We start from the raw sequence: 24,464 nt of genomic DNA on the forward strand, positions 1-24,464 counted from the left end.
GAATTACATTTCAATAATCCAAGTTTGACCATTTTCTGCTGTTACTTCAATTAAAAATGTACGTTCATGTTCACAAAGAATCTGCAATTCAAAACCGGCAGAAACATTTTCTGCAAGATTTTCAGCCTCATTCACTTCTTTGCGATAAATCGGTTTAGCATCGAAAAACGGTGATTGATCTACTGATAAATGATAAGACAATGCGTTTCGATCTGCTTGTGAGATGCCCCAACCAATAATTGTTAAAACTTTGGTTTCTTCATCCCAATGCTTTTCATCAATACATAAAGCTAACTCTTTTGCTTGAACTTTTTTAGGAGTTTCTTTTGTTCGACGAGTTTTTTTTGATTTAATTGCCCATTCATCGTTATCTAAAAGTGAGCAATAACGCGTAGTTGTTGTTTGCAAGTAATGATCAAGCTTAGCATTTTCTTCTCTAATTTGATAATTATCTTTTTCTAAATCTGCTATTTTCCCTGTCAATTCTTGATGAACAGCCATCATTGGTTGAACAGTTTCCAAGACTTCTGAGAAAGTTTGAGTAAGCTCTCCAATAAAACGATAATGGATATTCACCGTTAATTCATGTCCAGCGACATTTTTTACTGCTAATTCTGGTACGCTTTTTCCATCAAATAGATAGCAATCCCTGTTTGTTTTTAGCGCAGCATTTGAACGAATGAAATCAATTTTTTCTCCCGCAATTTCAGCAGTAAATTCAATAAAACTTGGCTGTTTTTCAAAACGGAATAACACGTTTTCAATATTTTCAGCAATTGGAAATGTCAAACGTTGGTTTTCACCAGTGTAATTGTTAATAGGAATCTGTTGACTAGTTTCTCCCTCAGCCGTTTGTTGAACCAAATCAAAGACTTTGACGTAATTTGAATTTTGTGGCTGTGCAATTTCGGGTACTGCCTGTTTTTTTAACGAGAAGAAGTATTGATAAACTTCTCCAAATGGACGCATTTTGAAGTCATATCGAACCGCTTCTGGCAAATCTTCGTAACGAGAAGAAAGCTCGGTGTCTTCTACTGCTAAGTATAAATAGTCTTCGATGTTAATCATCAAGCCAGCTTTTTCAAACACTCTTTGAAAACCCTCATGCGTATAAAATGAATTGTGTGTTTCATCTAACAAGCCATAAGAAGTCCATGGAAGTTGATTATTAAATAAATCAATCATTACAGAGTTATGAGCTAAGTTAGGGAACGTAATCAAAATTTCTCCATTTTCACTCAAAAATTCACTGACTTTTTTCAAAGTTGCGCCTGGATCAACCAAATGCTCCAAGACATCTGCAAACAAAACATAATCAAATGTTTGACCTTCAAAATAAGTGGCCCATTCAAAACTTTCAATGTCCCCATAAAAGCCATCCTGTGCAAATTCACTCACAAAATCAAATAGCTCTTTATCTAATTCGACAATGCTAACCTCACATTGCTTCGCACCAATCAAATGTTTTGTTAATCGGCCATTTCCCGGACCAAATTCTAACACTTTGCTTCCTGGTTTGATTTGAGCGGCGATTTTTCCAACACTACTTTGCTCATCTAAATCCATTTCAAAATCATATTTCATCTTTTTGACTACCTTCTTCCCATTTGTGATCCAAGATGACAATACCTTCACCAATGTATGAGCCACTAACAAATAAGTTCATATATTTTGTCTTATAAACTAACGGAACTGTAGCATTTTCTTCAAAAACTGCCACATCAAAATAATACTCACCAGCTAGTAAGCCTAGTTTTTCATATTCAAGATAAAAAACATTTTCACCTTTTTTCCAAGGAATCGTTATGTCATCCAATAATGTGTTCAAGCCACAAACATAAAAATTATCAACCGTTCGTAAAGCAATCCCCAAGACTGGCTTTTTGATTGACTCGTCTTTGACATTATAGGTAACTTTCACAAAGAGTGTCTCCCCTTGTTCAATCATATCGACCGGTTTCTTCTCTTTATCAAGCAATTCGGCACTTAGCACATCAACGATATCTGGTGCGGCATGACGTTCAACTTGATTCTTATTGCGGTCAACTGTCTTCACTGATTTTTTCTTCAAGAAGTTTTCATAATTGGTCGTAACGTCCATCGTGTCCCCGTATTCTACGACTTCACCGTTTTTCAACCAATAACTACGGTCGCAAAAACGACGAATTGAGCTAATATCATGCGATACGAATAAAATCGTTTTTCCAGAATTCTTGATTTCAGTAAATTTTTCCATACATTTCAATTGAAACTCTAAATCACCGACTGCTAATGCTTCATCAACAATCAAAATATCTGGATTCACATTGATTGCTACCGCAAATGCCAAACGGACAAACATCCCGCTTGAATAAGTTTTTACTGGTTGATAAATATGATCCCCAATATCGGCAAAATCAATGATGTCATCGACCATACCTTCAATTTCATCTCGTGAAAATCCTAAGACCATACCATTTAAAAAGATATTTTCATAGCCAGAATATTCTGGATTGAATCCAGAACCTAACTCAAGCAATGCAGAAATTTTTCCATCGATTTCCATTGTACCAGCAGAAGGTGTCAACACACCGGTAATGATTTTGAGCATCGTCGATTTTCCTGAACCATTTTCGCCAACAAAACCAATCATTTCGCCTTTTTTTATTTCAATATTAACGTTTTTCAATGCATAAAAGACATCGTGATAAGATTTTTTGAAAGGATTCAGTGCCTCACGAAAACGATCACTCGGTTTTGCGTACATATTATATGATTTGGTGATGTTTTCTAATTTAATCGCATATTCTGTCATTTCTATTCTCCTTACAGTACATCTGAAAAATGTGGTTTCAGTCTACGGAACACAGCTGAACCAACCACAAAGAATGCTAATGTAACTATCCAAAAGTATAAAGTATACATGCCATGTTCAAAGAACCACGCTTGGCTCAAGAAAGATTCACGATACCCTTGAACGATGTAATAAAGTGGATTTAATTTCAAAATTTGAACAATTGTCGGGTTAAACTGACTTGGACTCCAAAGAATTGGTAATGTCCACATAATCAATTGCAACAAAATCGTAATGAATTGTACGATATCTGGTAAAAACGGTTGGATAGATGCTGTCAACCAAGTAATCCCTGTTAGAAATGCACACATACAAAATAGATAATAAATCAGTTGTAGTGTCATAATGGTTGGGAATATTCCATGTCCAATTGTCACAACTAAGCCAATCACGATAAAAAAGAGGTGTGTGTATAAATTAGATAAAATTTTCGTACTTGGCAAGATACGAATGTTGAAAACGACCTTCTTGACTAAATACGTGTACTCTCGAAAGACTAACGTCGTTGAGGTAAATGCATCTGAGAAGAAGAACCAGGGAACCATCCCCGTAATCAGATAAACAATGAATGGATATTTACCATCAGTCATTGCAGCTTTCAAGCCGAAGCCAAAGACTAACCAGTAGATCAACACAGTGAATATCGGGTTGATGAATGCCCACATGATTCCTAAAAAAGAACCAGCATAACGTGATTTAAAGTCATTTAATGAAAACTGAATCAATAATTTTCTGTTCTGATAAATATCTTTCATAAATAAAAACAGATCTTTAAACATTTGTGTTCCTCCAAGCGATTTCTGTTAATTACAATCAACTGCCATTTTACCATATTTTTACTAGCTGACTGCGATATTATTTATTTCTTAATTTTTCTATTAAGTAACAAATACTCGACCGTTACTATTCTACAAAAGATAGTTTCTAATTGCAATCAAGCAAGGTATTACTTCATTTCTGATGCATACTTATTTTTATAAAAAAAGAGAGTGAAACAAAACTGTTTCAGCCTCTCTCCGATTACTTCTTAATGATGATACTTCTTCATCCGTGAAAATTCATTGTGATTCTCTTCTGGATTTTCGAACGACTCATCTGTTGTTTCTAATTCATCAGGTACTTTTTGCATTTCTGTTGGCTGGTCAAAGCGGTGAACACTCATTCCTAGTAATAGATAAATAATCGGAAGCCAAGCGAAAGAAGTCAAAGTATCTTCCATAAAAGATTGTGTCATTATGCCAAAGAAAGCCCAGATAAAAGTTAATTGGCCGTTCGATAAATCACCTTTTAGTGTTCTTCGACCAATAAAAATCAGTAATAAAGTAACCACGATGGCTAATCCAATCACTCCATAAAGATTCAAGAAAGAATTATAACTATTATGATTACCCAAAACTTGATTTGCTCGTTTCGTGTAAAAATAAGGTTTCATTCCTACCAACACTTGTTGCGTTTTAGCAGCCAAAGTCTGATAAAAATCTGCCCAAATTTCTTCTCTTCCAGTAAAAAGATTTACTTCTTTTGAAGCTGCCGCAAAATATGAAAGTGGTAAAGCGGCAACTGCGGTCACCGTATAAATGATAAATGGTGCGCGAGTCACTCGCATAAATGACTTAGGAATCAAGTCCAAAAGAATAAAAACGATCAATGCAACTAATGCACCTCTTGACTGACAAACCCAAATTGTGGCAAAAGCTGCAACGACAGCTGGAACACTTAGCAGACGAATGTACCACTTTTCAAATGAGCTAGCAAAACCACTAATTAAGAAAGCCAGTGTCATCACTGATGCGCCTATCGTGTTGGTATTGATCCAAATATCAGAAAGCTTGTTCCCTGGAGACCAGATACTTTGTCCTTCACGAATCGGAATTTCCGTAAAAACACGATAGACAGTCACTGTCAGAACAACTGAAAACAACAGCAAGAAAACAGCTCGATCTATTTTTCCAAACTCAATCCATTTTATCGACAATACAAAAGCAATAATCAACGGAATCATCATATCTGTGTAAAATGAAGCGCTTCTCACTTCTCTGAAATACGAAAAGAAGAAAAAGAACAGGAAACCAATCCCAATAAAAATAAAATCAATACCTCTTGCTTTGTAAACATTCAATAAAAACAAAACGGCTATGCCGCCCAAAATTAATTGCGAACTATTTTCATATAAAAATAGTGCAGTGTTGTTGCTTAGCCCAACGGTCCATATAAAATACAATGAACCTACTAATAGAAGCAGCCAAGCAACACTCATTTCATTAATCATTTTTCGTAGGATTTTCTGCATTTCCCCACTCTCCTGTACTAGCTTCTCTCTTTTATTTAACTGAATAACTTTGTTATTGCTGGCTAATGATTTGTCCATTGGCCGGATAATCTACTTCAAATATTCGATAGCCATCATTGTCTGGGCCATATAATTGAGTAAACTGCGCCTCATTTAATTGATTGTAGTCTGCTAAAGGTCGCTTACTTACGACATAACGTATACCAAATTTTTCGGCATCATCAAAATTCAATGTCACAGAGAACATATCAGGTCGATCAAGGATAAACGTTGTGTCTTCCTTCGCGATAAATGCACGAGTGTGGGCATAACGATTATAATATTTCTCATAGGTTCCATCTGGATCAATGATTTCCCATGCTTTCATATCTGGATAAAAACGAACCGTATTGAATGATTTTACTCCAAGTGTTGGTGTAAAATTATACAATTCATCTTCAGATAACCATAATTGATCTGGATGTTCGTTATTGATTTTTTGAATTTCTTTCGCTAAAGTCTTTTCAAAAATAGCACCCGTTCCTTCAACAACCGGATTGACAAAAAAACCAGAAGCGACAATTAATGCTGCGAATGAAACATAAAACAAATGTCTTTGGTGAAACAAAGCAAACCCTAGCAACAAGGTTCCTAGTACAACGATCCCTGTAATTTCAATCCCTGAAAAATAATTAATCATGCTAGAAGTGAAGATTGCCACAGCAAACGTTCCAGCATTAACAACTAATAAGACAATTTTATACCAGGTTGGAATAACATCTTCTCGCCAAACATAGGCAATGAACCAAATCGTTAACAGACAAGCTGCAAAGCCAAAAGTTGTAAATGCACGGGATGCTGGTACATAGGAAAGAAGCGTAATTTCAGCTAATTCTTTTGGTAAGCCAACGGTGATCCAAAAAATCGCAAACAAACAAAAAACCATTAATATTCGTCCTAATAATTTCTGTTCACTGTTTTTCTTACCAAATAATACAAATGGGCTAGCCAAAAGCACAGTTGGGAAGAAATGATAGAAAAAGGCCACTTCTGAATTATTTGAAAATGTAATGTCTGTAAATGGAATCTTCCAGTTAGTCAAAAAGTAAAAGAACTTACCAAAAGTGAATTCTCCACCTGTACTGATTCGTTTTCCTGGATACAACGTTTCTAGTGAAGCCATCAGGGCATCCTTCGAAACTAGCCAAAAATGAACCATGATTCCTCCGATTATCGCTATCGCTCCGACAATCAGGACAGCATCCAATAGATCCCAAACTACTTTTTTCCTGAAATGAATCAACAGGCCAACAAAATAAAAGACGAGCAAATAACCTAACATTACTTGATGTGCTGGGTAAATGACTAAAATGAAGCCTAAGCCAAAAATAACTACCAGCAACATCATCAGGGTTCGTATCCCTTTGCGATCATGTTGATAAAAATAATGATAGAAAGCCACCATCAGTCCGACAGTGAAGAAAATCAAATCTCCCACATGTTGCATGAACCACCATTGAACAGCCGGCGCAAAGGTCAATGCAAATGAACCAACCAATGACAATCCCTTTCGTTTTCTAGTGATGATCATCAATAATTCAAAAGACAACAAGAGCATGCCGACGATTTTCATTCCCCAGTACCAAGATAGCCCTCGATCACGTCCCAAGAAGAAAAAGCCCCAGTTAAACGGCTTGCCGATAACCGTAATGTCTTCAACCGGTGAATTATAAGCAATAATCATATTTTGACCATTTAAGGAGTAATCTTCGTTAATTACTGGATAATCATTTTCTGCTTGCGAAAGATAAAATGGCGTCTGTACCAGCCATTCATCTGAGCGAACTTCACGATCTTTCCCAAACAAAACATCTGTTTCTTTCCCGTCATCTCGCTGAGAAACGTATTTATCCCACATGCCAATTGAGCTGCCATTTAAATTAAATGTGACGACTATGACAATTGCTAGTAAGCCAAACAAATAACGGAGCCTAAGCAATGAGTCAAAAATTGTCTGAGGCGCACGATTTGTTTTTTCAGTGCTATGCCGTACACTTCTCGTTTGTTTTTCCATAAAATTCCCCAATTTCTCTTTTGTTTCCTAAACTAGCAGAAACGAATTACGCTTTTGCTTCTTCAGCGGCAATCAGCATTTGTGCCAAAGCTTCTTGCCAAGTTGGAATAGAAAAACCTAATTTTTCAGCTTTCTTAAGACTCATCACAGAATATTGTGGACGTACTGCTTTTTGTGGAAATTCCGCTGATGTCACAGGTGCTACTTCCACGTCAGTATCTTTTAAGATTTCTTTCGCGAATTCATACCAAGAGCAACTGTTTTCGTTTGATAAGTGGTAAATGCCATATGGTGCTTTTTGTTCAATGACGTATACCATGAACTCGGCTAGTGTACGTGTCCATGTTGGGCGTCCAAATTGATCGTTTACAACTGTCAAACGATCGTGTGTTTCCGCCAGACGTTGCATTGTAAATACAAAATTATGGCCATAGATACCAAATACCCAAGAAGTACGGATAATATAATAATCTTCTAAAATTTCTTCGACAGCTTGTTCACCTAAAAGTTTTGTTCGACCATATTCGTTCAACGGATTAGTTGAATCATCCACTTCATATTCTGCTTGTTCTTTCTTTCCATCGAATACATAGTCTGTACTAATGTAAACCAATTTAGCATTGACCGCTTTCGCAGCAAGTGCAACATTTCTTGTACCGTCGACATTGATTTTCTCGTCTAATTCTTTGCCTTCATCCTCTGCTTTATCAACTGCAGTGTAGGCTGCACAATGAAAGATAACATCCGGTTTCAATTCGGCGATATATTCCATGGTTCCTTTTTCATCAGTAATGTCTAATTCTTTCGCATCTGTCGAAACATATGGTAGATTTTTTTCATCTAATAGATGGCGCAATTCTGTACCTAATTGGCCATTTCCTCCAGTTAATAAAAACATTGTTTTTCGCTCCTTTAAATTTGTTTGAAAAAAGAGACAGGCTAGCGCCTGCCTCACACTTTTATCTCATCAATAATTGTTATTGACCATTTTTGGCATATGCTGCTTCTACGGCTTCTTTTTCTTTTTTCCACCAGTCTTCATTTTCCTCATACCACTTGATCGTATTCGCTAAACCATCACGGAAATTCGTGAACTCTGGCTTCCAGCCAAGTTCTTCACGTAATTTAGTTGAATCAATTGCGTAACGTAAATCGTGACCCGCACGGTCTTTTACGTGATCGTACGCATCTTTTGATTGACCCATCAACTCTAAAATCAATTCCATCACTGTTTTATTGTCTTCTTCGCCATCGGCACCAATCAAATATGTTTCGCCAATTTCACCTTTTGTCAAGATTAACCAAACAGCAGATGAATGATCGTTTGTGTGAATCCAGTCACGCACATTTTTGCCGTCGCCATATAATTTAGGACGAATACCACTTAAAACGTTAGTGATTTGACGTGGGATAAATTTCTCAATGTGTTGATAAGGTCCATAATTATTTGAGCAGTTAGAAATTGTTGCACGTAACCCAAATGAACGTACCCAAGCTTTCACTAATAAATCTGATCCCGCTTTAGTTGAAGAATAAGGACTAGAAGGATTGTATGGTGTTTCAGCTGTAAATTTTTCGCCTGGACCATCACCATGTCCTGGTAAATCTTCTCTTAATGGTAAATCGCCATACACTTCATCCGTTGAAACATGATGATAACGCACATCATATTTTCGACAAGCTTCCAATAAAGTATATGTCCCAATAATATTGGTTTGAACAAATGGAAATGGATCTTTTAATGAATTATCGTTATGTGATTCAGCTGCATAATGAACAACTGCATCTGCGTCTTTCACTAGACGATCAACTAATGGTGCATCAGCAATATCGCCCACCACAAGCTCTACCCGATCACTTGGTAATCCCGCTAAATTTTCTTTATTTCCAGCATAAGTTAATTTATCTAAAACAGTTACATGAACTTCCGGATGGTTTTGTACGACATAGTGCACAAAATTTGAACCGATAAATCCAGCGCCACCTGTTACAATGATATTTTTCATTAAAATGGTTCTCCTTTAAAGTTTAAATTTCGCCATAAACGAATGGATTTTCTGCTTCAAATTCTTTTAACGTTGGATGGTTATGATCCTTTTCTGACATAATTGCTTTACTGATGTCAATTGGCCACTCAATAGCTAACTCAGGATCATCAAAAGCAATTCCGCCATCTGCAGCAGCGTCATAATAGTTATCGCATTTGTAAAGGAAGTTGACATCTGGTGTCAGCGTAACGAAACCATGCGCATATCCTTTAGGAACAAGTAGTTGACGGTGGTTATGTTCGGATAAAATAAAGCCGTCCCATTGTCCATAAGTTGGGCTGCCTTTACGAATATCAACGACCACATCTAAAACTGCTCCAGTGACTACACGAATCAATTTTGTTTGAGCAGATTCTCCTTTTTGAAAGTGTAAGCCACGTAGCACGCCGGCTTCAGCAGATAAAGAGTGATTATCTTGAACAAAGTCATAAGTCAACCCATGTTCTTCAAATTTTGCTTTTGAATAGCTCTCAGTAAAAAAGCCACGGTGATCACCAAAAACATCCATTTCGATAATCTTGACATCTGTTAATTTTGTATCAGTTACTTTCATGTTGTCAGACTCCCTATTCAGCGGCCAAAGCTAATAAATATTGACCGTATTGATTTTTTTTCAATGGTTGCGCTAATGCAAACAATTGTTCTTTCGTAATGTAGCCCATGCGATAAGCAATTTCTTCTAAACAAGCTACTTTTAAATTTTGACGTTTTTCAATGGTTTCAATAAATGTTGAAGCTTCAAGTAGTGATTCGTGTGTACCAGTATCTAACCAAGCAAACCCACGTCCCATCAATTCAACAGATAAAGTTCCTTTTTCTAGGTATGCTTTATTGACATCTGTGATTTCTAATTCACCACGTTCAGATGGTTTAATGTCTTTTGCAATTGAAATGACATCGTTATCGTAGAAATAAAGACCTGTAACAGCATAATTTGATTTTGGTTGAGTTGGTTTTTCCTCGATTGACAAAGCATTCATGTTCTCATCAAATTCAACAACTCCAAAGCGTTCAGGGTCATTTACATGATACCCAAACACCGTTGCGCCACTTTCTTTTGCTGCAGCGCGCTGCAACATTTTAGATAGACCGCCACCATAGTAGATATTATCGCCTAAAACTAAGCAGACACTGTCATCGCCAATAAATTCTTCACCAATGATAAAAGCTTGTGCTAAACCATCAGGACTTTCTTGAACTGCATACTCAATTTGAATCCCCAAGTCATGCCCGTCCCCAAATAATTCTTCGAAACGAGGTGTATCTTGTGGTGTTGAAATAATCAAGATTTCTTTAATTCCAGCCAACATCAATGTTGACATTGGATAATAAATCATTGGTTTGTCGTAAATCGGCATCAACTGTTTTGAAGTTGCCTTTGTCAATGGGTACAAGCGTGTTCCGCTTCCCCCAGCAAGAATAATTCCCTTCATGGCTTTAAGCGCTCCTTTTTTCAAATTTCACTTTGTTATTATCTCATCAATCCAAACATTTGTCATGAGCTATTTGGCATTTAATACTTTTTTATTAAACTTAGTGTCGCTGCCACTTTCTTTTTAGGTAGGACACCAATAAATGAAATCGCCACGCCAATTTTTGTTGAAAACTGGAATGCGTTTGGATCTCACTTGCGTTCAAGTCGTGGCGTCGATACAACGTCAACGGTTCGCGAATAAATCCGACCTGATTTCCACCTAATAAACCAATCCACATATCGTGCATAGGTACATCATCTGGAATTGGTAAGATTTTAGGCTTCAGACTCGAACGAAAGGCCATACCAGCTCCAATATAATGACTACGGACAAAGTTATTCAACCATCCTTCTTTTGAATGCCGATAAGTAAAATAAGAGGGATAAATGGTTTTAAGATCCTCGTCCACAATCACCAAGTCCGAAACAACAACTTGCCTTTTCGGATGGGCTGCAAAATCAGCCGTTATCCTTTTCACTTTATTGTCTAACCAAACATCATCTTGGTCAGCCAAAAAAATGATTTCTCCATTTGCTTGTTCAATTGCATGAGCAAAATTTTGAATCAGTCCACGTTGAGGTCCTTTTAATAGTTTAATACGTGAATCTTGTTGTGCGTATTCCAGCAAAATATTCCAAGTGCTGTCAACTGAACCATCATCAGAGATAACTAACTCATCGGTTGTAGAAAGCTGTCGTAAAATGCTATTTAATTGTTCTCTCAGATATTTTTCGCCATTAAATGTGGCCATGCAAACAGATCGCAAAAACTTACACCTTCCCCATCTCAACATAAACTCGCAAGGTTAAACGCCAAATTTTTCGGTTCTTCACTGTCAAAAATTGTTTAATACTTCTTAACAGCAGCTGCTTACGATGCTTTTTCCAATGAATTTGATCGTACTCGCGATAAAATTTTGTTTCGGCAGCTAAAATCGATTCATATCTTGTTGTCGATACTTTTTCATAATTGAGCACAGATAAGTCATGCTCCAAGCGAATTGGTAAAATTTCAATTTTTTTGTGAAGTTGATGAACTTTCCAAAAAAACCAATGATCTAAAAAATCTAAAGAAAAAGCAGGATTAAACCCGCCAATTGTTTGTAAAAATGAGATTGAAAAAACTGTTCCCGAATTGATTGCCATCACTCGTTGCTCCGTCAGCCCTACTTCAGAAACTGCTCGATAGGTACGATTAACATACTGATCGGCATAAACAGGTGAAATTTGTTGCCCTTGATCAAAAATCATCGGTACAGCAACAACACAGTCATCTGAAAATTCAACCTGCCTGATTTGCTCCAAATAGCTTTCATTTAAGACAGTATCTTGATCCAACGTAATCAGTCGTTGAATCGTGGGTTGAGCTTGCGACAGTGCATAGTTGTATGCTGCTGCCAATCCCGGATTTTGCGCATCATGATAGTAATTCACGAACTTTTTTTCAAACAATGAATGGTGTTGCTCCGTTGGACTGTTATCAAAAATAACGAGTTGGATTTTTTGATCCACCACAGCTTGTGATAATAGAGCAAAAGAAGGTGTTTTTTCTATGGGTTGCTGATACAATACGACAACAACTAAATTAGTTGGTTTCATTAGAAAAAACGCCACCCCCACTTATGGAAAAATTTTGCCATCGAAGACATAAAAATTCGGAATAATTTAAAATTACGATGTGCACCTTTTCCATATAAATGAACGACTGAGTGCGTTGGGGTATACAGTAATTTGTAACCCGCTTGTTCAAATTTCAAACACAAATCATTGTCTTCAAAGTACATAAAATAGCGAGAATCAAATCCTGCAACTTCAGTAAACTTCACTGTGTCAACGACCATGAAACTCCCAGAAATCATACGAACATAACTATTTTGATTTAGCGGAAGATCCCTGCACTCAAACTTAGCCAATCGTTTATCAAACAACTTTTTCACCCATTTAAAGGGAATGAAACGCAGCATATAATCAAAAACATCTAGGCGTTCACGAATCAAATATTGAATAGAACCATCCTCGTTTAAAATCTTAGGTGCTAGCATCGCACATTCAGGGTGGTCAACCAGTAACTCAACAACTTCGGTAATTGTTTGCTCGTCTACCAAAATATCCGGATTAAAAATAACAGCATAGCGATACTTGCTGTTCAACAGATTTTGATTATGTCCGTAACCAAAACCACTGTTTTCCTGATGAAAGTTAATGTGTAGATAAGGATAGTGTAAATACTCCTTCAATTTAGCCTGATATTCAGGCGAGGAGTTATTATCAAAAATAATGATCTCAATTGCTGGGTTTTCACCAATGGTTGCAATCAAGGTATCTAATGTACGAAAAATCTTTTGACTATTTGCGGTCACTATACTGATTAGGACCGGCTGTTCTAATTTTTTATTCATCTAATGATGGTCCCATTTCTTCAAATATTTCTGCAGTACTTGCGTACGATATTCTTTATTTCCCAAAAATCGTAAAGTTTTCAAAATAAATTGATGTTTCTCACCAATCAACCCGATTAACTCCAGTAACAAAATAATCGCAAATAACATTACTAGTACCAGAACAATTGTCCCGACCTGACCAGCATAATTCATGATCATTGCTGTGAAAGAAAACATTAATGCCATCGCATAAATCGCCAAAACTGCTCCTTTGTGTGTGAAGCCTAAGCTTAATAAGCGGTGATGCAAATGCTTTTTATCCGCAGTTGAAAAAGATACTCGGTTTGCCTTGCGACGAACGATTGCAAAAAAAGTATCCGTTACTGGAACACCCAAAACAATCAATAAAGAAATTGATGAAACAAACGTTACATTTTTTAACCCTTGTAAAGATAAAACAGCCAACATAAACCCTAAAAATAATGCACCTGTATCCCCCAAATAAATCTTAGCAGGATAAAAATTATACGGGAAGAAGCCGATGATACTCGCTACTAAACAGAAAATAACAATTGGAATATACACAGTGGATGAATGCAAAAAGAAATACCCAATGATTCCAATTGTAGTCAACCCAATAAGTGATACTCCCGCAGCCAACCCATCCAATCCATCAATCAAATTCACGGCATTCGTAATACCGAAAATCCAAAAGATTGTTACTGGAAAGCTTAACCATCCGAGTTCAAAATGGCCAAAAAATGGTAAAGTAAACGAGTCGATATGAATACCTGCTAAAAAGTAGATAACAAGTGAAGCGAATAAGATCCCGACACTCTTTTGTTTTGGTGTCAACTCAAATCGATCATCTAATACCCCTGTAATGATAATAATCAACGCTGCTAATAAAATTGGTACAATATAAAATCTTGGAATAATATCATGAAACAAAATCAACGTTGAAATAACAAAAGATATAAAAATTGGCAACCCTCCGGCACTTGGCATCGGTACTGTATTGATTCTTCGCGCGTTCGGTTTATCGACCATTCCTGTTTGGACAGAAATTATTTTAAATATTGGTGTTAAAATCAACGATAATACTATCGTTAGAAAAAACCTAACGACCATACTAAACGAAACAAGCATCTGGACACCTACTTTAACTTGAGAGTTTTCCCGTTATTATAAAACACTACTAATAGTTTACAATAAGTCGAGTAAAAGAACGTAAGAATTTACGTTTTTTTATTAGAAATTTTATTTTTTATTTTTTCAACCCAACGATTAAGCGGGCCTTTACGACGTGTCGCCTGACTCCCCAATACATACTCTTGAACAACCGCATTAATGATTCCACCAAGAATGACAATCGTGGCAGCAAAGTTCAACCACAGCATCAAAACGATGAAACTTCCAATGATTTGATAACCGCTGACACGTGAAGCAAAATACTTCGCATAGATCCCAAAGACCTGCGACAACAACATCCAGCCAACCGTGGCAAAGATTGTTCCAGGCAAAATCGTTTTTAACTTCAATTGCGCATTAGGCACAATCAAATAAATCAAAAATAAAATCACAAATAGCGCAACTAATGTTACAGGCCATTTCAAAGCTTGGAACTGATCAATCAAATGTAGCGGAAACTGAAAAATCGGTTGAATTGCTTCAAGAATCAAGTTTCCTAGCCCTAAGACGATTGTCACCCCACCTATTGCAACCATAAATAAGACAATGACCACTAATGAAACAAGGCGGACAATCAAAAAGTTCTTTCGATTGTCCACACCATAGGCTTTATTCATTGCAATTTGTAATGCGTTGATACTTTGACTTGCTGACCAAAGCGCAGCTAATGCAGAAATTGAAAGCAATCCGCCAGAGCTTTGCGTCAGTAGATCTTTGATTGCAGGGCCAATAAATTGGTAAATCGTTTCAGGCATAACCTCTCGAACATAAGTTAACACTGTATTTGGATCAATATTCAAAAAAGGCAATACGTTGCCAAATGCAATAATCAGCGGAAACAACGATAACAACAAGTAATAAGCAACAACCACAGAAGTTGTTCCAATTTCCGAATCATTCATTCGCTTTTGCGTTGTTTCGATAAATCGCATAAAATCCTTATTTTCTTTAATTTTCTGCCAAATCCCCATTTAATTCCCCTATACTTTTGTTATTAGTATGTGCCTTCTTCACCTTGTGACGTTAAAATTTTTGGACCGTCTTTCGTAATCGCCAAAGTATGTTCATACTGACAAGATAACCCACCATCACGCGTATATGCAGTCCAGCCATTTGGGTCCATTTTCATCTTCCAAGTTCCGGTATTGACCATTGGTTCGATGGTAATGACCATGCCTTCTTTCAATCGAAGTCCTTTACCTGCTTCACCATAATGAGGGACAGCTGGTTCTTCATGAATCGTTGGACCAACGCCATGACCGATGAAATCGCGGACAACAGATAAGTTTTCAGATTCAACATAGGTTTGGATTGCATGACCAATATCTCCAATGCGATTGCCGACTTTCGCTTGTTCAATCCCAAGATATAATGCTTTTTTTGTTACTTCCATTAAATGATCGATTTCAGGTGTTGATTCGCCAACGACATACGCCCAACAAGAATCAGAAATGCCACCTTTTAAATCAATACACATATCAACTTTAACTAAATCACCACTTTCTAGTGGTTTTTTGCGAGGAAATCCATGACAAATTTCATCGTTAATACTAATACATGTCGCATATTCGTAACCTTCAAAGCCGATTTGGGCAGCAATTCCGCCGTGGCTTTCAATATAATTTCTGACAAAAACTTCAATATCCCAGCTTGTAATACCAGGCTTGATAAAATCGCGTAAGTTTTTATGCACGTCTGCTAATAAGGCGCCAGACTCTGCCATTGTTTCAATTTCACGTGCTGATTTTAATGTAATCATTCTCTCGTCTCCTTTTTACAAATCGTTCTCATTTTACCATAGTTACCAACGTTTAGCCAAATCACAGTTATCATCTCATCGAGTTCTATTTTCTTTTTTACGCATGGTTTGGTATAATTCTTACGTATTAAGTTAAAATCGTTGATAAATTAGGAGGCAAATCATGACTTTAGCAAAAATCGTTTATGCAAGCATGACCGGCAATACTGAAGAAATTGCTGATATTGTAGCAGAAGCTTTTGAAAATTTAGATATTGATGTAGAAATCAATGAATGTACCCAAGTAGATGCAGATGAATTTGAAGACGCAGACATTTGTGTTGTCGCAACCTATACATATGGTGATGGTGAACTACCAGATGAGATTGTTGATTTTTATGAAGACTTGCAAGAAGTTGACCTTGAAGGAAAAATTTATGGCGTTTGTGGTTCTGGTGATACATTTTATGATGAATTTTGTAAATCTGTAGATGACTTTGATGCTGTCTTTGCCAAAACGGGGGCAACAAAAGGGGCAGAAAATGTCAAAGTGGACTTGAACGCTGAAGAAGAAGACATCGAAAATCTTGAAGCCTTTGCCAAAGCACTTGTCGCTAAAGCAAACTAGTTTCAACTACTCAAATATATGTAAGAAAACCGCTAAAAATCACTGTTTGATTTTTAGCGGTTTTTAGTTTTACCGATTTTTTCTACTTACTCGTTACGCACTAAAAACAATAAAGAGTCTGGGACAAAACCAAAAATTCAGCTATTCTTACTACATTTTTTAATTAAGAAAAGCCTAAAATCAGCGTTTTAAAAAACGAATTTTAGGCTTTTTTTCTGTTTAGGCTTCTTTTGTCCAAGCTCTTTTTCAAAAAATGATTCAACTAGCTTATGTAAAAACAATGTACAGCATGAAGTCACACTAATAATTTACCTTGATTGGTTCTTCCTGTACAAGAATTGCATCGATACTATCTTGAATCAATTTTTCAATTTGAGCATCAGTTGGGTGAATAATTCCTGAAGACATCAATGCAGCAATCCCAGTTGCGACGATCCAAGTACCATTATGAAGTGATTCGATTTGTTCTTTTGATAAATTTGCATATGCAGCATCTTGTTTGACTGCATTCGTGAAATAATTATAAGAAAATTCTTGCATCTCTTCCCCTCCACCATACTCTTCCAAGTATAAAGAACGATACAATTTTTTCTCACGATTGGCAAAATGAATGTAATTGTACGCTAAATCAATGATTTTATGCCCTGTGTGTTCAACTGGAAAAACTTCATTGCTTAGATAACTATAAATTTGTTCAAATAACTCTGTTTTTAAATCATCCATATTTTTGAATTCCAAATAAATTGGCTGTGTCGAACATTTCATTTTACTGGCAATATTTCTTGCAGTAAATCTTGAAAAACCCTCTGTAGCAACCACTTCATACGCAGCAGCTAAAATCTGCTCTCTGGTAATCGTCTTTTTTCTTGCCATAATTTTTTAATCTCCTCAAAAATTATTTATAACGCTTCCACCTATTGGTTATTTTAATTGTAACACGTTTTTTTTGATATGCAAAATTTGTTTTTTTACTCTTCGTCCACCCTTTTATCACAGGAATACTCTTGGTTTCCGTTTTTATAAAAATCATAAAATCCAACATATCCATTCCTTATTTACTAATTGTTTCTACTATTAATAAATGTTATCATATTACTGGTTATTAAATCAAATAATGAGGGGGAGTAATATACATGTTAGCAAATTTTAATAAATACCTTGAGAAATATGCACGTCTAATCACTGAAACTGGTGTCAATGTTTCAGCAGGACAAACCGTTGTTCTACAAATCAGCGTTGACCAAGCACCATTAGCACGTCTGATTACACAGGAAGCCTACCAATTAGGGGCTGCGGAAGTCATCGTACAATGGACAGACGATACTATTCAAAAAGAATTTTTAACTCATGCTGCAACAGACCGTATCGAAAATGTCCCACAATACAAAATCGACCAAACAAATGACTGGGTAGAAAAAGGGGCTAGTCGAATTAGCGTCGTTTCTGCTGACCCGGATTCTCTAGCTGGTGTTGATGGCGATCGTGTAGCAAGTTATCAAAGCGCTGTTGGTAAAGCAATGATCAATTTACGTAAAGCAACTCAAGCAAACAAAGTAAGTTGGACAGTCGTCGCTGCTGCTGGCAAACAATGGGCAGCCAAAGTGTTTCCTGATTTACCTGAGTCCGAACAAGTCGATGCACTTTGGGACGAAATTTTCAAAACTACTCGTATTTATGAAGAAGATCCTGTACGCGCATGGAAAAATCACGATGAAAAATTAGCGAAAAAAGCAAATGAATTAAATCAAGAACAATTTACTGCTTTACACTATACCGCACCAGGAACTGACTTAATTATTGGTCTACCGAAAAACCATTTATGGGAAGGTGCTGGCAGCTTGAACGCACGCAACGAAAAATTCATGGCAAACATGCCTACTGAAGAAGTTTTCACAGCTCCTGACAGTCGTCGTGTAGATGGATTTATTTCTAGCACGAAACCTTTAAGCTATGCTGGAACAATCATCGAAGGAATGAAATTTACCTTCAAAGATGGAAAAGTGATTGACTTCTCTGCTGAAAAAGGCGAAGAAGTTTTAGCAAAACTATTAGACACAGATGAAGGCGCACGTCATTTAGGTGAAGTTGCTCTTGTTCCAGATCCGTCACCCATTTCCCAATCTGGTATTATTTTCTTCAACACCTTATTTGATGAAAATGCTTCAAATCACTTGGCACTTGGTTCGGCTTACGCATTCAGCTTGAAAGGCGGAACAGAAATGACCGAAGAACAACTAGCTGATGCCGGCTTGAACCGTAGCCAAACCCACGTAGACTTCATGGTTGGTTCTAATCAAATGGATATAGACGGTATTCGCGAAGATGGTTCAACTGTTCCAATCTTTAGAAATGGTGATTGGGCATAGCTTTTTTCTAACCAAGGTATTTATCTGATAAAAAGAACCCTCTACGACACGGCGTGGAGGGTTCTTTACTGACTTGATGGGTATGCTTTCAAAACCCAGGTGCAATGCAGCAGATTTCAGTAATTATTTTAACAATTAAAAATGATTTTTTTATTCAGATTTCTCAAAAAATTGAGAAAACTACACTCTCTCTACGAATAAAAAACTTGTTTGGCACAAATTGGGGACCAAAAGTAAACAAAAAGCCTCTAAAACTAACTTTTAGAAGTAAGTTTTAGAGGCTAACTTTTTAAGCCATTACGTTCCCTGCCGGAATCGAACCAGCAACTAATCCTTAGGAGGGATTTGTTATATCCATTTAACTAAGGGAACTTTTTAACAATTAATTGAAACATAAAGAAACATAAAAACTACTTTGAACAATTTAAGTCCAACAGAATTATTGTAGCTGTTTTGTTTTTTTCTTGCAAGCCTTCCCCTGACAAAAAACGAAGTATTTCTTACGTTTTTTCTTCTCAAAGCAAACTATTCGCAATCTTCTACTCGCTGATGCTACACTTAGAGTATGAATAAGTCTTATGCTTAGGAGGAATATTTGATGACAGAAAAGCCGAAAGAAAAAATCTATGCTGAACGTTTCGATGCCTCAAAGAAAGATCGGGAAAAAATTTCAAAAGCTGCTATCCAGGAACATAAAGAAGATCATCCTAAACCGCCAAATAAAAAATTCAAGTTTAAGAAAAAACCCACTCAGTAGGAACTGATTGTGTCCGTGATAAAACACGGACGAAAAAATTTTATGAACAAATAAACGTTTAAAAAAAGAGTCAGGCAAAGTGCATCGCATTTTGTCTGACCCTTTTTTTAGAAATAATCGTTTAAAACAGGTTTTTGATCTGGAATCAGTTCCGCCAATTTTTCAACTAACGCTTCTGAACAAATCAATTTTTCTTGGAAAACCAATTCTTGAACTTTTTTATAACCCATAAATAATTGCGTTAAACTTTGGATTGTCCCACTAACTCTTGGCAACATAGAGTCTGTTACGGGATTGACACGAACTTCACCGTCAACTAGGACCACTTCAAAGATACCTTCATTCCAACTTGCGTAAGCATCTTCTGTTACTTCAACAGCAAAAGCCACTTGTGTTTTTGGAAATGGATAAGCAGCTAAAAATTTAGCTAAGTCAACGATTCTTGCCATCATATCTGGTGTGATTGTTGTTTTTGCAAAAGGATTGGCAAGTAGTGTATTCAGATTATTGCCAGCGTAGCCACAAGCAAATGCAAATGTTTCAAATGCCCCACTGTGTGAACCAACAAAGCGAGCAAGCGCCTGAAACGCAGTGTGTGTCAAATAGCCCCATTCTACAATGGTAAATGTTGGTGTATCCAAACGATAAACTAAATAACCTGCTACTGCACCAGCTTCATCATAATACAATGCAAACTGATGTCCTTTCTTTTGGCGGAATTTAAAATCAATCCACCAAGCTTCCCGTGCAACTGCACCACGTTGATTGTCAGCCATTTTAGGATAAATTTTTGCTATTGCTTCTTGTGCCTGGTCAAACGAAGTCCGAACCATCTTTCCCGGTACTTTTTTGACTGCGGGGAAATCACGACTAGCTAATTCATAATGAACTTTTTCAAATAACAGTTCATAGCCATAACGACGATAAAAAGGATAAGAAAATGGTGCTAAATAAGACAATGTCACATCTCTTTCTCGACAATCAGTAAGGATTTGCTCCATGATTTGATTGATACCGCCTTGCCCTCTTGCCTCCGGATACGAAGCAACATAACCAATTCCAGCCATCAACAGTTCTTTCCCATGAAAAGCAACCGGAAACGGTGTAGCCATTACTTGGCTCATCAATTGTTCTTCTTCATTGAAAAAACCATAATTCCATGAGTGTTCTGCGATGGTTTGAAATCGTTCCCGCCGTTCAAACGTATCTTCAAAATTAAATGCGTAAGCAGCTAAATCAAACATCTCGTCGATTTGTGCACTGCCTAATTCCTTGACCTTTTTATTCATTCTTGCTACTCCTCCTACACAAAAAACTGATTGATAACTCGCTTGAAGTTTGGTTACTTGCAAACTCCAATCCACGCTCAATCAGTTCATTTACAACTTGCTTTTTCTTTTTGTCATGTAATGATAACCTAATACGTTTCTTCAATCATCGTCAACATTTTTTTGAATTGGCGACGTTTGAAATACATCAAGATTGTGCCCAAAACCATATCATTCAATTTTTGCAATACGCCATGCGAAGTCATTTGTTCCGTATAACGGATTTCACATGAGGAATCATCGATTGGTTTGATTTGATAGTGAACAACAAAATCATTTTTGGTCGTTGATGTCCGAAATTTATAAGATTGATTTTCGATAACTTCCTCGATTTTGATTCGAGCACGGCTTGATTTAGAAAATACTTTTACATATTCAAAGTTATTTAGCTGTTTACGTGTGATGCTTTTCCCTGTTGCTTTACGCACATCAAAAAGAACAGAGTCCATAACTTTATCGTAAAAGAACGATGCCGGAATATTCAATTTTTTTGTAAGTTCCATTAGTTATTTTTCTCCTTTACTTCTTTTTTCTTTCCTTTTTTAAAGAAATAGATACCTAAACCTAACAAAAACAAGCCCGTAACCATACTATATAAATCATAACTTTGGGTATTGGGGTTTAGACTATACAATAACACTAAAGAGCCAATACTACATAAAAATAAGCCATTTTTTATCATTTAAACCATCCTATCTTTCAAACACTTTTATTATACTGCAGTTGCTTGGAAATATAAAACTGTGCCCCAAGGTTGCGCTTTGATTAGTTCTTTTGCCTTTTTAGCGGCTACTTCTGGATCACTTGCTGTTGTTTCAAACATTAGCTTAATCCCTTGTTTTTCTTTAAATTGGAAGCTAATTCCATCTTCGTTAAATCCTTCTAAAAGTTCTTTGATAGCATCTTGTTGCATTGCACTTGCGATTGTAATCATTGATTTGTCCTCCTAATATTTACAAAAAAGACTGCCTCCACCTCACTGGAAGCGTCAGCAGTCTATCTTTAGTTAATTATTGTTCCCCAGCATTAGGGTCCATTTTGTTTGCTGCAATAACAAATGGTGCCCAGATTAAGAAGGTCACGACCATACATACTAAGGTTACGATTGGCGCACGCCAGTCTGCCCCTGTTGCTAAGAATGATAGTAAGAATGGCGGTACAACCCATGTTACTTGTTGCGATACCGGTGCGACCAGACCTAGGTAAGTTGCTACCCAACCAATTGCTGTCGCAACAACTGGCGCAATCAAGAAAGGAATGAACATGATTGCGTTCAATACGATTGGTAAACCAAACATTACTGGTTCATTGATATTGAAAAGACCAGGTCCAATTGACAGTTTTGCAACTGTTAGATAATCCGCACGTTTTGAGAAAATCAAGATAGCAATCAAGAGAACGATTGTCCCACCTGAACCACCAAACCAAGCGAACGCATCAAATGAACCACGAACCCACATGTAAGCTTTGCCGTCTTCAATAGCATCTAAAACAGCTGGTGTACCTGTTTTTCCATTGTAACCTTTTTGGAAAATATCGATATTGATCAATTGTGCTTGTCCCCAGATACCTTCTAGCACTGGTGCCAATACGTTTGGACCATGAATCCCGAAGAACCAGAAAATTTGCACAAAGACTGTAACGATCAATACAGCGCCGATCCCTTGTGATAAACCAAGGAATGGTTCAGCAATGTATTTTTGAACTAAGTCAATAATCAATTGACCATCAGTGAAACGTCCGACAACATAGTTAATAATTGCAATTACATATAAAGCGATTGTTGCTGGCAAAATAGCTGCGAAAGCTTTAGAAACTGCCGGTGGTACTGAATCAGGCATTTTGATTGTAATGTCAGCTAACATCAATTTACAGAAAATAATAACAGAAATGGCACCCATAATCATAACAGTGAAGTAAGCATTTCCATTTAGGTGATTTAAATTCAACCAACCCCATAAACCAACAGATAATGTACCATCTGCTACAGTCGCACCAACACCACTATTGTTGATTGCTTCTGCTACATTTGCTGGAACATCCACATTTAGCGCTGCTGAAAGAGAAGGACCAAACGCGATCCCTTGAATCAACGTTGCTAAACCTACGATACCACCTGCTAGGTCATTTACACCATAAGCTCGTGCTAAGTTATAGCCCCAAGAAAAGGCAAAAATCAAACCTGCGATAGCTAGTGTTCCGTTCCAAACAAAGCCGTTGATACCAATAATAACATTTAATACTGCAAAGAAACCTTTGTCTGCTGCTAAACTATCTGCATAAGTACTAATAAATTGCTGTGGCAAATCACGAATGATTGCATTGATCATTACAGCAACAGACCCTGCCATCGTTGCAGGCATTGTACCGATAAAAGCGTCACGTAAAGCAACTAAGTGCTTCTGCGCGCCAATTTTAGCGGCAACCGGTAGGATGTGTTTCTCCATCCAAGCTGTCAATCCGTTCATTTTATTGTTCCTCCTATAAGTTTATTTATACAAAGAGTTGCCTCCCTATACCAAGTTAAAAAATCCGTTCAAAATTTTTTTCTTCTTCCGTTCAAAAAAGAAGGTGTTGGCGTATAACTTCTCCCGTTCAAAAAAGAAGTATTACTCATTTCCTAAGCGACGATAAATATCAATAATTTCTTTTGCTAAATCTGTAAACGCAATCGAAGTCATCAAGTGATCTTGGCTATGAACCGTTAATAAAGTCACTTGTACATGATTTCCTTGTGCTTCTTGTGTTAGCATTTCTGTTTGTGAATGATGTGCTTGGACTAGTGATTCCTCAGCATCTGCGATTTTTTGATCTGCTAAGGTAAAGTCACCTTGTTTCGCTGCCGCGATTGCTTCCATCGCATCACTTTTTGCGTTACCACCATACATAATCAAACCCATGATGGCTTCTAAATTTTGTTGATCTTCCACGTTTGTCTTCCTCCAAATTTCTTAATCAGTTATTTCATTAAACTTTCTGCTTGTTCAAGTACTTTTGCACCATTCATCATGCCATAGTCTTGCATGTTGATTACATCTAAAGGAATACCTTTTGGCGCTAATTTTTGTTCAAATTGGGATTTCATGAAGCGGACTTGAGGTCCTAATAAGAGTACGTCTACATTTTTTGCTTCCAAATTGTTGTCTGCATCTGAAGCTGAAACTGCAAAGATATCTGCATCGATTCCTTTTTCTTCAGCTGCTTTTTGCATTTTTGTTACAAGTAGGCTTGTGCTCATTCCAGCGGAACAAACTAACATGATCGTTTTTTTCACCATTTTCTCCACTCCCTCTAATTTGTTTTACACTTTATTATAATGCAAGAAGCGTGCCAATAAAAAAAGGCTAAAATAGCGTTTTCACGCCTTTTAGCCTTCA

General features: G+C 36.9%; 26 protein-coding genes and 1 tRNA gene. 3 read left to right on the plus strand and 24 right to left on the minus strand.

Annotation, left to right across the window (positions count from 1 at the left end; genetic code table 11):
- Positions 1-3: 3 nt before the first annotated feature.
- The 15 genes from IGJ76_RS08815 to map all read right to left on the minus strand — a co-directional run bounded on the left by IGJ76_RS08815 (position 4) and on the right by map (position 16,029).
- Positions 4-1,584 carry a class I SAM-dependent methyltransferase gene (locus IGJ76_RS08815; protein ID WP_071868226.1) on the minus strand — a complete coding sequence of 527 codons (1,581 nt, stop codon included), beginning with the start codon at positions 1,582-1,584 and terminating at the stop codon, positions 4-6.
- A complete protein-coding gene (locus IGJ76_RS08820; RefSeq protein ID WP_067480667.1) occupies positions 1,574-2,794 on the minus strand; it encodes an ABC transporter ATP-binding protein in 1,221 nt (406 codons plus the stop codon). The genes IGJ76_RS08815 and IGJ76_RS08820 overlap by 11 nt, the downstream gene beginning before the upstream one ends.
- 11 nt (positions 2,795-2,805) lie before the next feature.
- Positions 2,806-3,612, minus strand: coding sequence for an ABC transporter permease (locus IGJ76_RS08825; protein WP_071868225.1), 807 nt, complete (start codon positions 3,610-3,612; stop codon positions 2,806-2,808).
- A gap of 248 nt (positions 3,613-3,860) precedes the next feature.
- Positions 3,861-5,123, minus strand: a complete 1,263-nt coding sequence (locus IGJ76_RS08830) for an EpaQ family protein (RefSeq protein WP_169819306.1) — start codon at positions 5,121-5,123, stop codon at positions 3,861-3,863.
- A gap of 52 nt (positions 5,124-5,175) precedes the next feature.
- On the minus strand, positions 5,176-7,176 hold the full coding sequence (locus IGJ76_RS08835; protein ID WP_430596565.1) for a DUF7657 domain-containing protein: 2,001 nt from the start codon (positions 7,174-7,176) through the stop codon (positions 5,176-5,178).
- Positions 7,177-7,222: 46 nt separating this feature from the next.
- Positions 7,223-8,074, minus strand: a complete 852-nt coding sequence (gene rfbD, locus IGJ76_RS08840; protein WP_067480659.1) for a dTDP-4-dehydrorhamnose reductase — start codon at positions 8,072-8,074, stop codon at positions 7,223-7,225.
- 79 nt (positions 8,075-8,153) lie between these two features.
- Positions 8,154-9,182: a dTDP-glucose 4,6-dehydratase gene (gene rfbB / locus IGJ76_RS08845; protein WP_349702536.1), complete on the minus strand. Its 1,029-nt coding sequence runs from the start codon at positions 9,180-9,182 to the stop codon at positions 8,154-8,156.
- A 22-nt stretch (positions 9,183-9,204) separates the two neighbouring features.
- Complete coding sequence (rfbC, locus tag IGJ76_RS08850) at positions 9,205-9,777, minus strand: dTDP-4-dehydrorhamnose 3,5-epimerase (RefSeq protein ID WP_067480653.1); 573 nt, start codon at positions 9,775-9,777, stop codon at positions 9,205-9,207.
- Positions 9,778-9,790: 13 nt separating this feature from the next.
- Positions 9,791-10,657 (minus strand): glucose-1-phosphate thymidylyltransferase RfbA, encoded by an 867-nt coding sequence (gene rfbA, locus IGJ76_RS08855; RefSeq protein WP_067480649.1) that lies wholly within the window; start codon positions 10,655-10,657, stop codon positions 9,791-9,793.
- Positions 10,658-10,757: 100 nt separating this feature from the next.
- Positions 10,758-11,465: a glycosyltransferase family 2 protein gene (locus tag IGJ76_RS08860; protein WP_071868222.1), complete on the minus strand. Its 708-nt coding sequence runs from the start codon at positions 11,463-11,465 to the stop codon at positions 10,758-10,760.
- A gap of 4 nt (positions 11,466-11,469) precedes the next feature.
- Complete coding sequence (locus tag IGJ76_RS08865) at positions 11,470-12,297, minus strand: glycosyltransferase (protein ID WP_075491560.1); 828 nt, start codon at positions 12,295-12,297, stop codon at positions 11,470-11,472.
- A complete protein-coding gene (locus IGJ76_RS08870; RefSeq protein ID WP_075491561.1) occupies positions 12,297-13,097 on the minus strand; it encodes a glycosyltransferase family 2 protein in 801 nt (266 codons plus the stop codon). Before IGJ76_RS08870 ends, IGJ76_RS08865 begins: the two co-directional genes overlap by 1 nt.
- Complete coding sequence (locus tag IGJ76_RS08875; protein ID WP_067480639.1) at positions 13,098-14,228, minus strand: glycosyltransferase family 4 protein; 1,131 nt, start codon at positions 14,226-14,228, stop codon at positions 13,098-13,100.
- Positions 14,229-14,317: 89 nt separating this feature from the next.
- On the minus strand, positions 14,318-15,241 hold the full coding sequence (locus IGJ76_RS08880; RefSeq protein WP_067480635.1) for a YihY/virulence factor BrkB family protein: 924 nt from the start codon (positions 15,239-15,241) through the stop codon (positions 14,318-14,320).
- A 23-nt stretch (positions 15,242-15,264) separates the two neighbouring features.
- Positions 15,265-16,029 (minus strand): type I methionyl aminopeptidase, encoded by a 765-nt coding sequence (map, locus tag IGJ76_RS08885; RefSeq protein WP_067480633.1) that lies wholly within the window; start codon positions 16,027-16,029, stop codon positions 15,265-15,267.
- A gap of 163 nt (positions 16,030-16,192) precedes the next feature.
- On the opposite strand from map, the gene IGJ76_RS08890 reads away from it, so the two are divergent.
- Entirely contained in the window at positions 16,193-16,636 is a 444-nt protein-coding gene (locus tag IGJ76_RS08890; protein ID WP_075491562.1) for a flavodoxin, read from the plus strand.
- Between the two features lie 300 nt (positions 16,637-16,936).
- On the opposite strand, the gene IGJ76_RS08895 is transcribed toward IGJ76_RS08890, so the two are convergent.
- On the minus strand, positions 16,937-17,509 hold the full coding sequence (locus tag IGJ76_RS08895) for a TetR/AcrR family transcriptional regulator (RefSeq protein WP_075491563.1): 573 nt from the start codon (positions 17,507-17,509) through the stop codon (positions 16,937-16,939).
- Between the two features lie 260 nt (positions 17,510-17,769).
- On the opposite strand from IGJ76_RS08895, the gene IGJ76_RS08900 reads away from it, so the two are divergent.
- The gene (locus IGJ76_RS08900) at positions 17,770-19,002 is read left to right on the plus strand and encodes an aminopeptidase (protein ID WP_095803746.1); all 1,233 of its coding nucleotides are present in this window, start codon (positions 17,770-17,772) and stop codon (positions 19,000-19,002) included.
- Positions 19,003-19,302: 300 nt separating this feature from the next.
- Here IGJ76_RS08900 and IGJ76_RS08905 read toward each other — a convergent pair.
- Positions 19,303-19,374 (minus strand) — tRNA-Arg (locus tag IGJ76_RS08905).
- A 226-nt stretch (positions 19,375-19,600) separates the two neighbouring features.
- On the opposite strand from IGJ76_RS08905, the gene IGJ76_RS08910 reads away from it, so the two are divergent.
- Positions 19,601-19,759, plus strand: a complete 159-nt coding sequence (locus IGJ76_RS08910) for a hypothetical protein (protein WP_270346148.1) — start codon at positions 19,601-19,603, stop codon at positions 19,757-19,759.
- Between the two features lie 107 nt (positions 19,760-19,866).
- Here IGJ76_RS08910 and IGJ76_RS08915 read toward each other — a convergent pair whose 3' ends face one another.
- From IGJ76_RS08915 to IGJ76_RS08945, 7 genes are all read right to left on the minus strand, one after another.
- Positions 19,867-21,048, minus strand: coding sequence for a GNAT family N-acetyltransferase (locus IGJ76_RS08915; RefSeq protein ID WP_067480618.1), 1,182 nt, complete (start codon positions 21,046-21,048; stop codon positions 19,867-19,869).
- A 128-nt stretch (positions 21,049-21,176) separates the two neighbouring features.
- Entirely contained in the window at positions 21,177-21,590 is a 414-nt protein-coding gene (locus tag IGJ76_RS08920) for a DUF3284 domain-containing protein (RefSeq protein ID WP_067480615.1), read from the minus strand.
- Positions 21,590-21,769, minus strand: a complete 180-nt coding sequence (locus IGJ76_RS08925) for a DUF3188 domain-containing protein (protein ID WP_067480612.1) — start codon at positions 21,767-21,769, stop codon at positions 21,590-21,592. Before IGJ76_RS08925 ends, IGJ76_RS08920 begins: the two co-directional genes overlap by 1 nt.
- Positions 21,770-21,799: 30 nt before the next feature.
- A complete protein-coding gene (locus IGJ76_RS08930) occupies positions 21,800-22,021 on the minus strand; it encodes a hypothetical protein (protein WP_067480609.1) in 222 nt (73 codons plus the stop codon).
- A gap of 76 nt (positions 22,022-22,097) precedes the next feature.
- On the minus strand, positions 22,098-23,555 hold the full coding sequence (locus IGJ76_RS08935) for a PTS sugar transporter subunit IIC (RefSeq protein ID WP_067480606.1): 1,458 nt from the start codon (positions 23,553-23,555) through the stop codon (positions 22,098-22,100).
- A gap of 141 nt (positions 23,556-23,696) precedes the next feature.
- Complete coding sequence (locus IGJ76_RS08940) at positions 23,697-24,017, minus strand: PTS lactose/cellobiose transporter subunit IIA (protein WP_067480603.1); 321 nt, start codon at positions 24,015-24,017, stop codon at positions 23,697-23,699.
- Between the two features lie 29 nt (positions 24,018-24,046).
- Positions 24,047-24,364, minus strand: a complete 318-nt coding sequence (locus IGJ76_RS08945) for a PTS sugar transporter subunit IIB (protein WP_067480601.1) — start codon at positions 24,362-24,364, stop codon at positions 24,047-24,049.
- Between the last annotated feature and the right edge of the window lie 100 nt (positions 24,365-24,464).

It is taken from the genome of Enterococcus sp. DIV0175 (assembly GCF_050529075.1).
Taxonomy (GTDB): Bacteria; Bacillota; Bacilli; order Lactobacillales; family Enterococcaceae; genus Enterococcus_B; species Enterococcus_B thailandicus.

What these genes read in the sequence shown, in the direction of transcription:
- IGJ76_RS08915 (WP_067480618.1), bottom strand. Translation starts at nt 21,048, where the DNA reads ATGAATAAAAAGGTCAAGGAATTAGGCAGTGCACAAATCGACGAGATG.
- IGJ76_RS08930 (WP_067480609.1), bottom strand. Translation starts at nt 22,021, where the DNA reads ATGATTACAATCGCAAGTGCAATGCAACAAGATGCTATCAAAGAACTT.
- IGJ76_RS08870 (WP_075491561.1), bottom strand. Translation starts at nt 13,097, where the DNA reads ATGAATAAAAAATTAGAACAGCCGGTCCTAATCAGTATAGTGACCGCA.
- rfbC (WP_067480653.1), bottom strand. Translation starts at nt 9,777, where the DNA reads ATGAAAGTAACTGATACAAAATTAACAGATGTCAAGATTATCGAAATG.
- IGJ76_RS08920 (WP_067480615.1), bottom strand. Translation starts at nt 21,590, where the DNA reads ATGGAACTTACAAAAAAATTGAATATTCCGGCATCGTTCTTTTACGAT.
- rfbB (WP_349702536.1), bottom strand. Translation starts at nt 9,182, where the DNA reads ATGAAAAATATCATTGTAACAGGTGGCGCTGGATTTATCGGTTCAAAT.
- IGJ76_RS08935 (WP_067480606.1), bottom strand. Translation starts at nt 23,555, where the DNA reads ATGAACGGATTGACAGCTTGGATGGAGAAACACATCCTACCGGTTGCC.
- map (WP_067480633.1), bottom strand. Translation starts at nt 16,029, where the DNA reads ATGATTACATTAAAATCAGCACGTGAAATTGAAACAATGGCAGAGTCT.
- IGJ76_RS08890 (WP_075491562.1), top strand. Translation starts at nt 16,193, where the DNA reads ATGACTTTAGCAAAAATCGTTTATGCAAGCATGACCGGCAATACTGAA.
- IGJ76_RS08865 (WP_075491560.1), bottom strand. Translation starts at nt 12,297, where the DNA reads ATGAAACCAACTAATTTAGTTGTTGTCGTATTGTATCAGCAACCCATA.
- rfbA (WP_067480649.1), bottom strand. Translation starts at nt 10,657, where the DNA reads ATGAAGGGAATTATTCTTGCTGGGGGAAGCGGAACACGCTTGTACCCA.
- IGJ76_RS08830 (WP_169819306.1), bottom strand. Translation starts at nt 5,123, where the DNA reads ATGCAGAAAATCCTACGAAAAATGATTAATGAAATGAGTGTTGCTTGG.
- IGJ76_RS08875 (WP_067480639.1), bottom strand. Translation starts at nt 14,228, where the DNA reads ATGCTTGTTTCGTTTAGTATGGTCGTTAGGTTTTTTCTAACGATAGTA.
- IGJ76_RS08910 (WP_270346148.1), top strand. Translation starts at nt 19,601, where the DNA reads ATGACAGAAAAGCCGAAAGAAAAAATCTATGCTGAACGTTTCGATGCC.
- IGJ76_RS08815 (WP_071868226.1), bottom strand. Translation starts at nt 1,584, where the DNA reads ATGAAATATGATTTTGAAATGGATTTAGATGAGCAAAGTAGTGTTGGA.
- IGJ76_RS08825 (WP_071868225.1), bottom strand. Translation starts at nt 3,612, where the DNA reads ATGTTTAAAGATCTGTTTTTATTTATGAAAGATATTTATCAGAACAGA.
- IGJ76_RS08900 (WP_095803746.1), top strand. Translation starts at nt 17,770, where the DNA reads ATGTTAGCAAATTTTAATAAATACCTTGAGAAATATGCACGTCTAATC.
- IGJ76_RS08925 (WP_067480612.1), bottom strand. Translation starts at nt 21,769, where the DNA reads ATGATAAAAAATGGCTTATTTTTATGTAGTATTGGCTCTTTAGTGTTA.
- IGJ76_RS08835 (WP_430596565.1), bottom strand. Translation starts at nt 7,176, where the DNA reads ATGGAAAAACAAACGAGAAGTGTACGGCATAGCACTGAAAAAACAAAT.
- rfbD (WP_067480659.1), bottom strand. Translation starts at nt 8,074, where the DNA reads ATGTTTTTATTAACTGGAGGAAATGGCCAATTAGGTACAGAATTGCGC.
- IGJ76_RS08945 (WP_067480601.1), bottom strand. Translation starts at nt 24,364, where the DNA reads ATGGTGAAAAAAACGATCATGTTAGTTTGTTCCGCTGGAATGAGCACA.
- IGJ76_RS08895 (WP_075491563.1), bottom strand. Translation starts at nt 17,509, where the DNA reads ATGGCAAGAAAAAAGACGATTACCAGAGAGCAGATTTTAGCTGCTGCG.
- IGJ76_RS08880 (WP_067480635.1), bottom strand. Translation starts at nt 15,241, where the DNA reads ATGGGGATTTGGCAGAAAATTAAAGAAAATAAGGATTTTATGCGATTT.
- IGJ76_RS08820 (WP_067480667.1), bottom strand. Translation starts at nt 2,794, where the DNA reads ATGACAGAATATGCGATTAAATTAGAAAACATCACCAAATCATATAAT.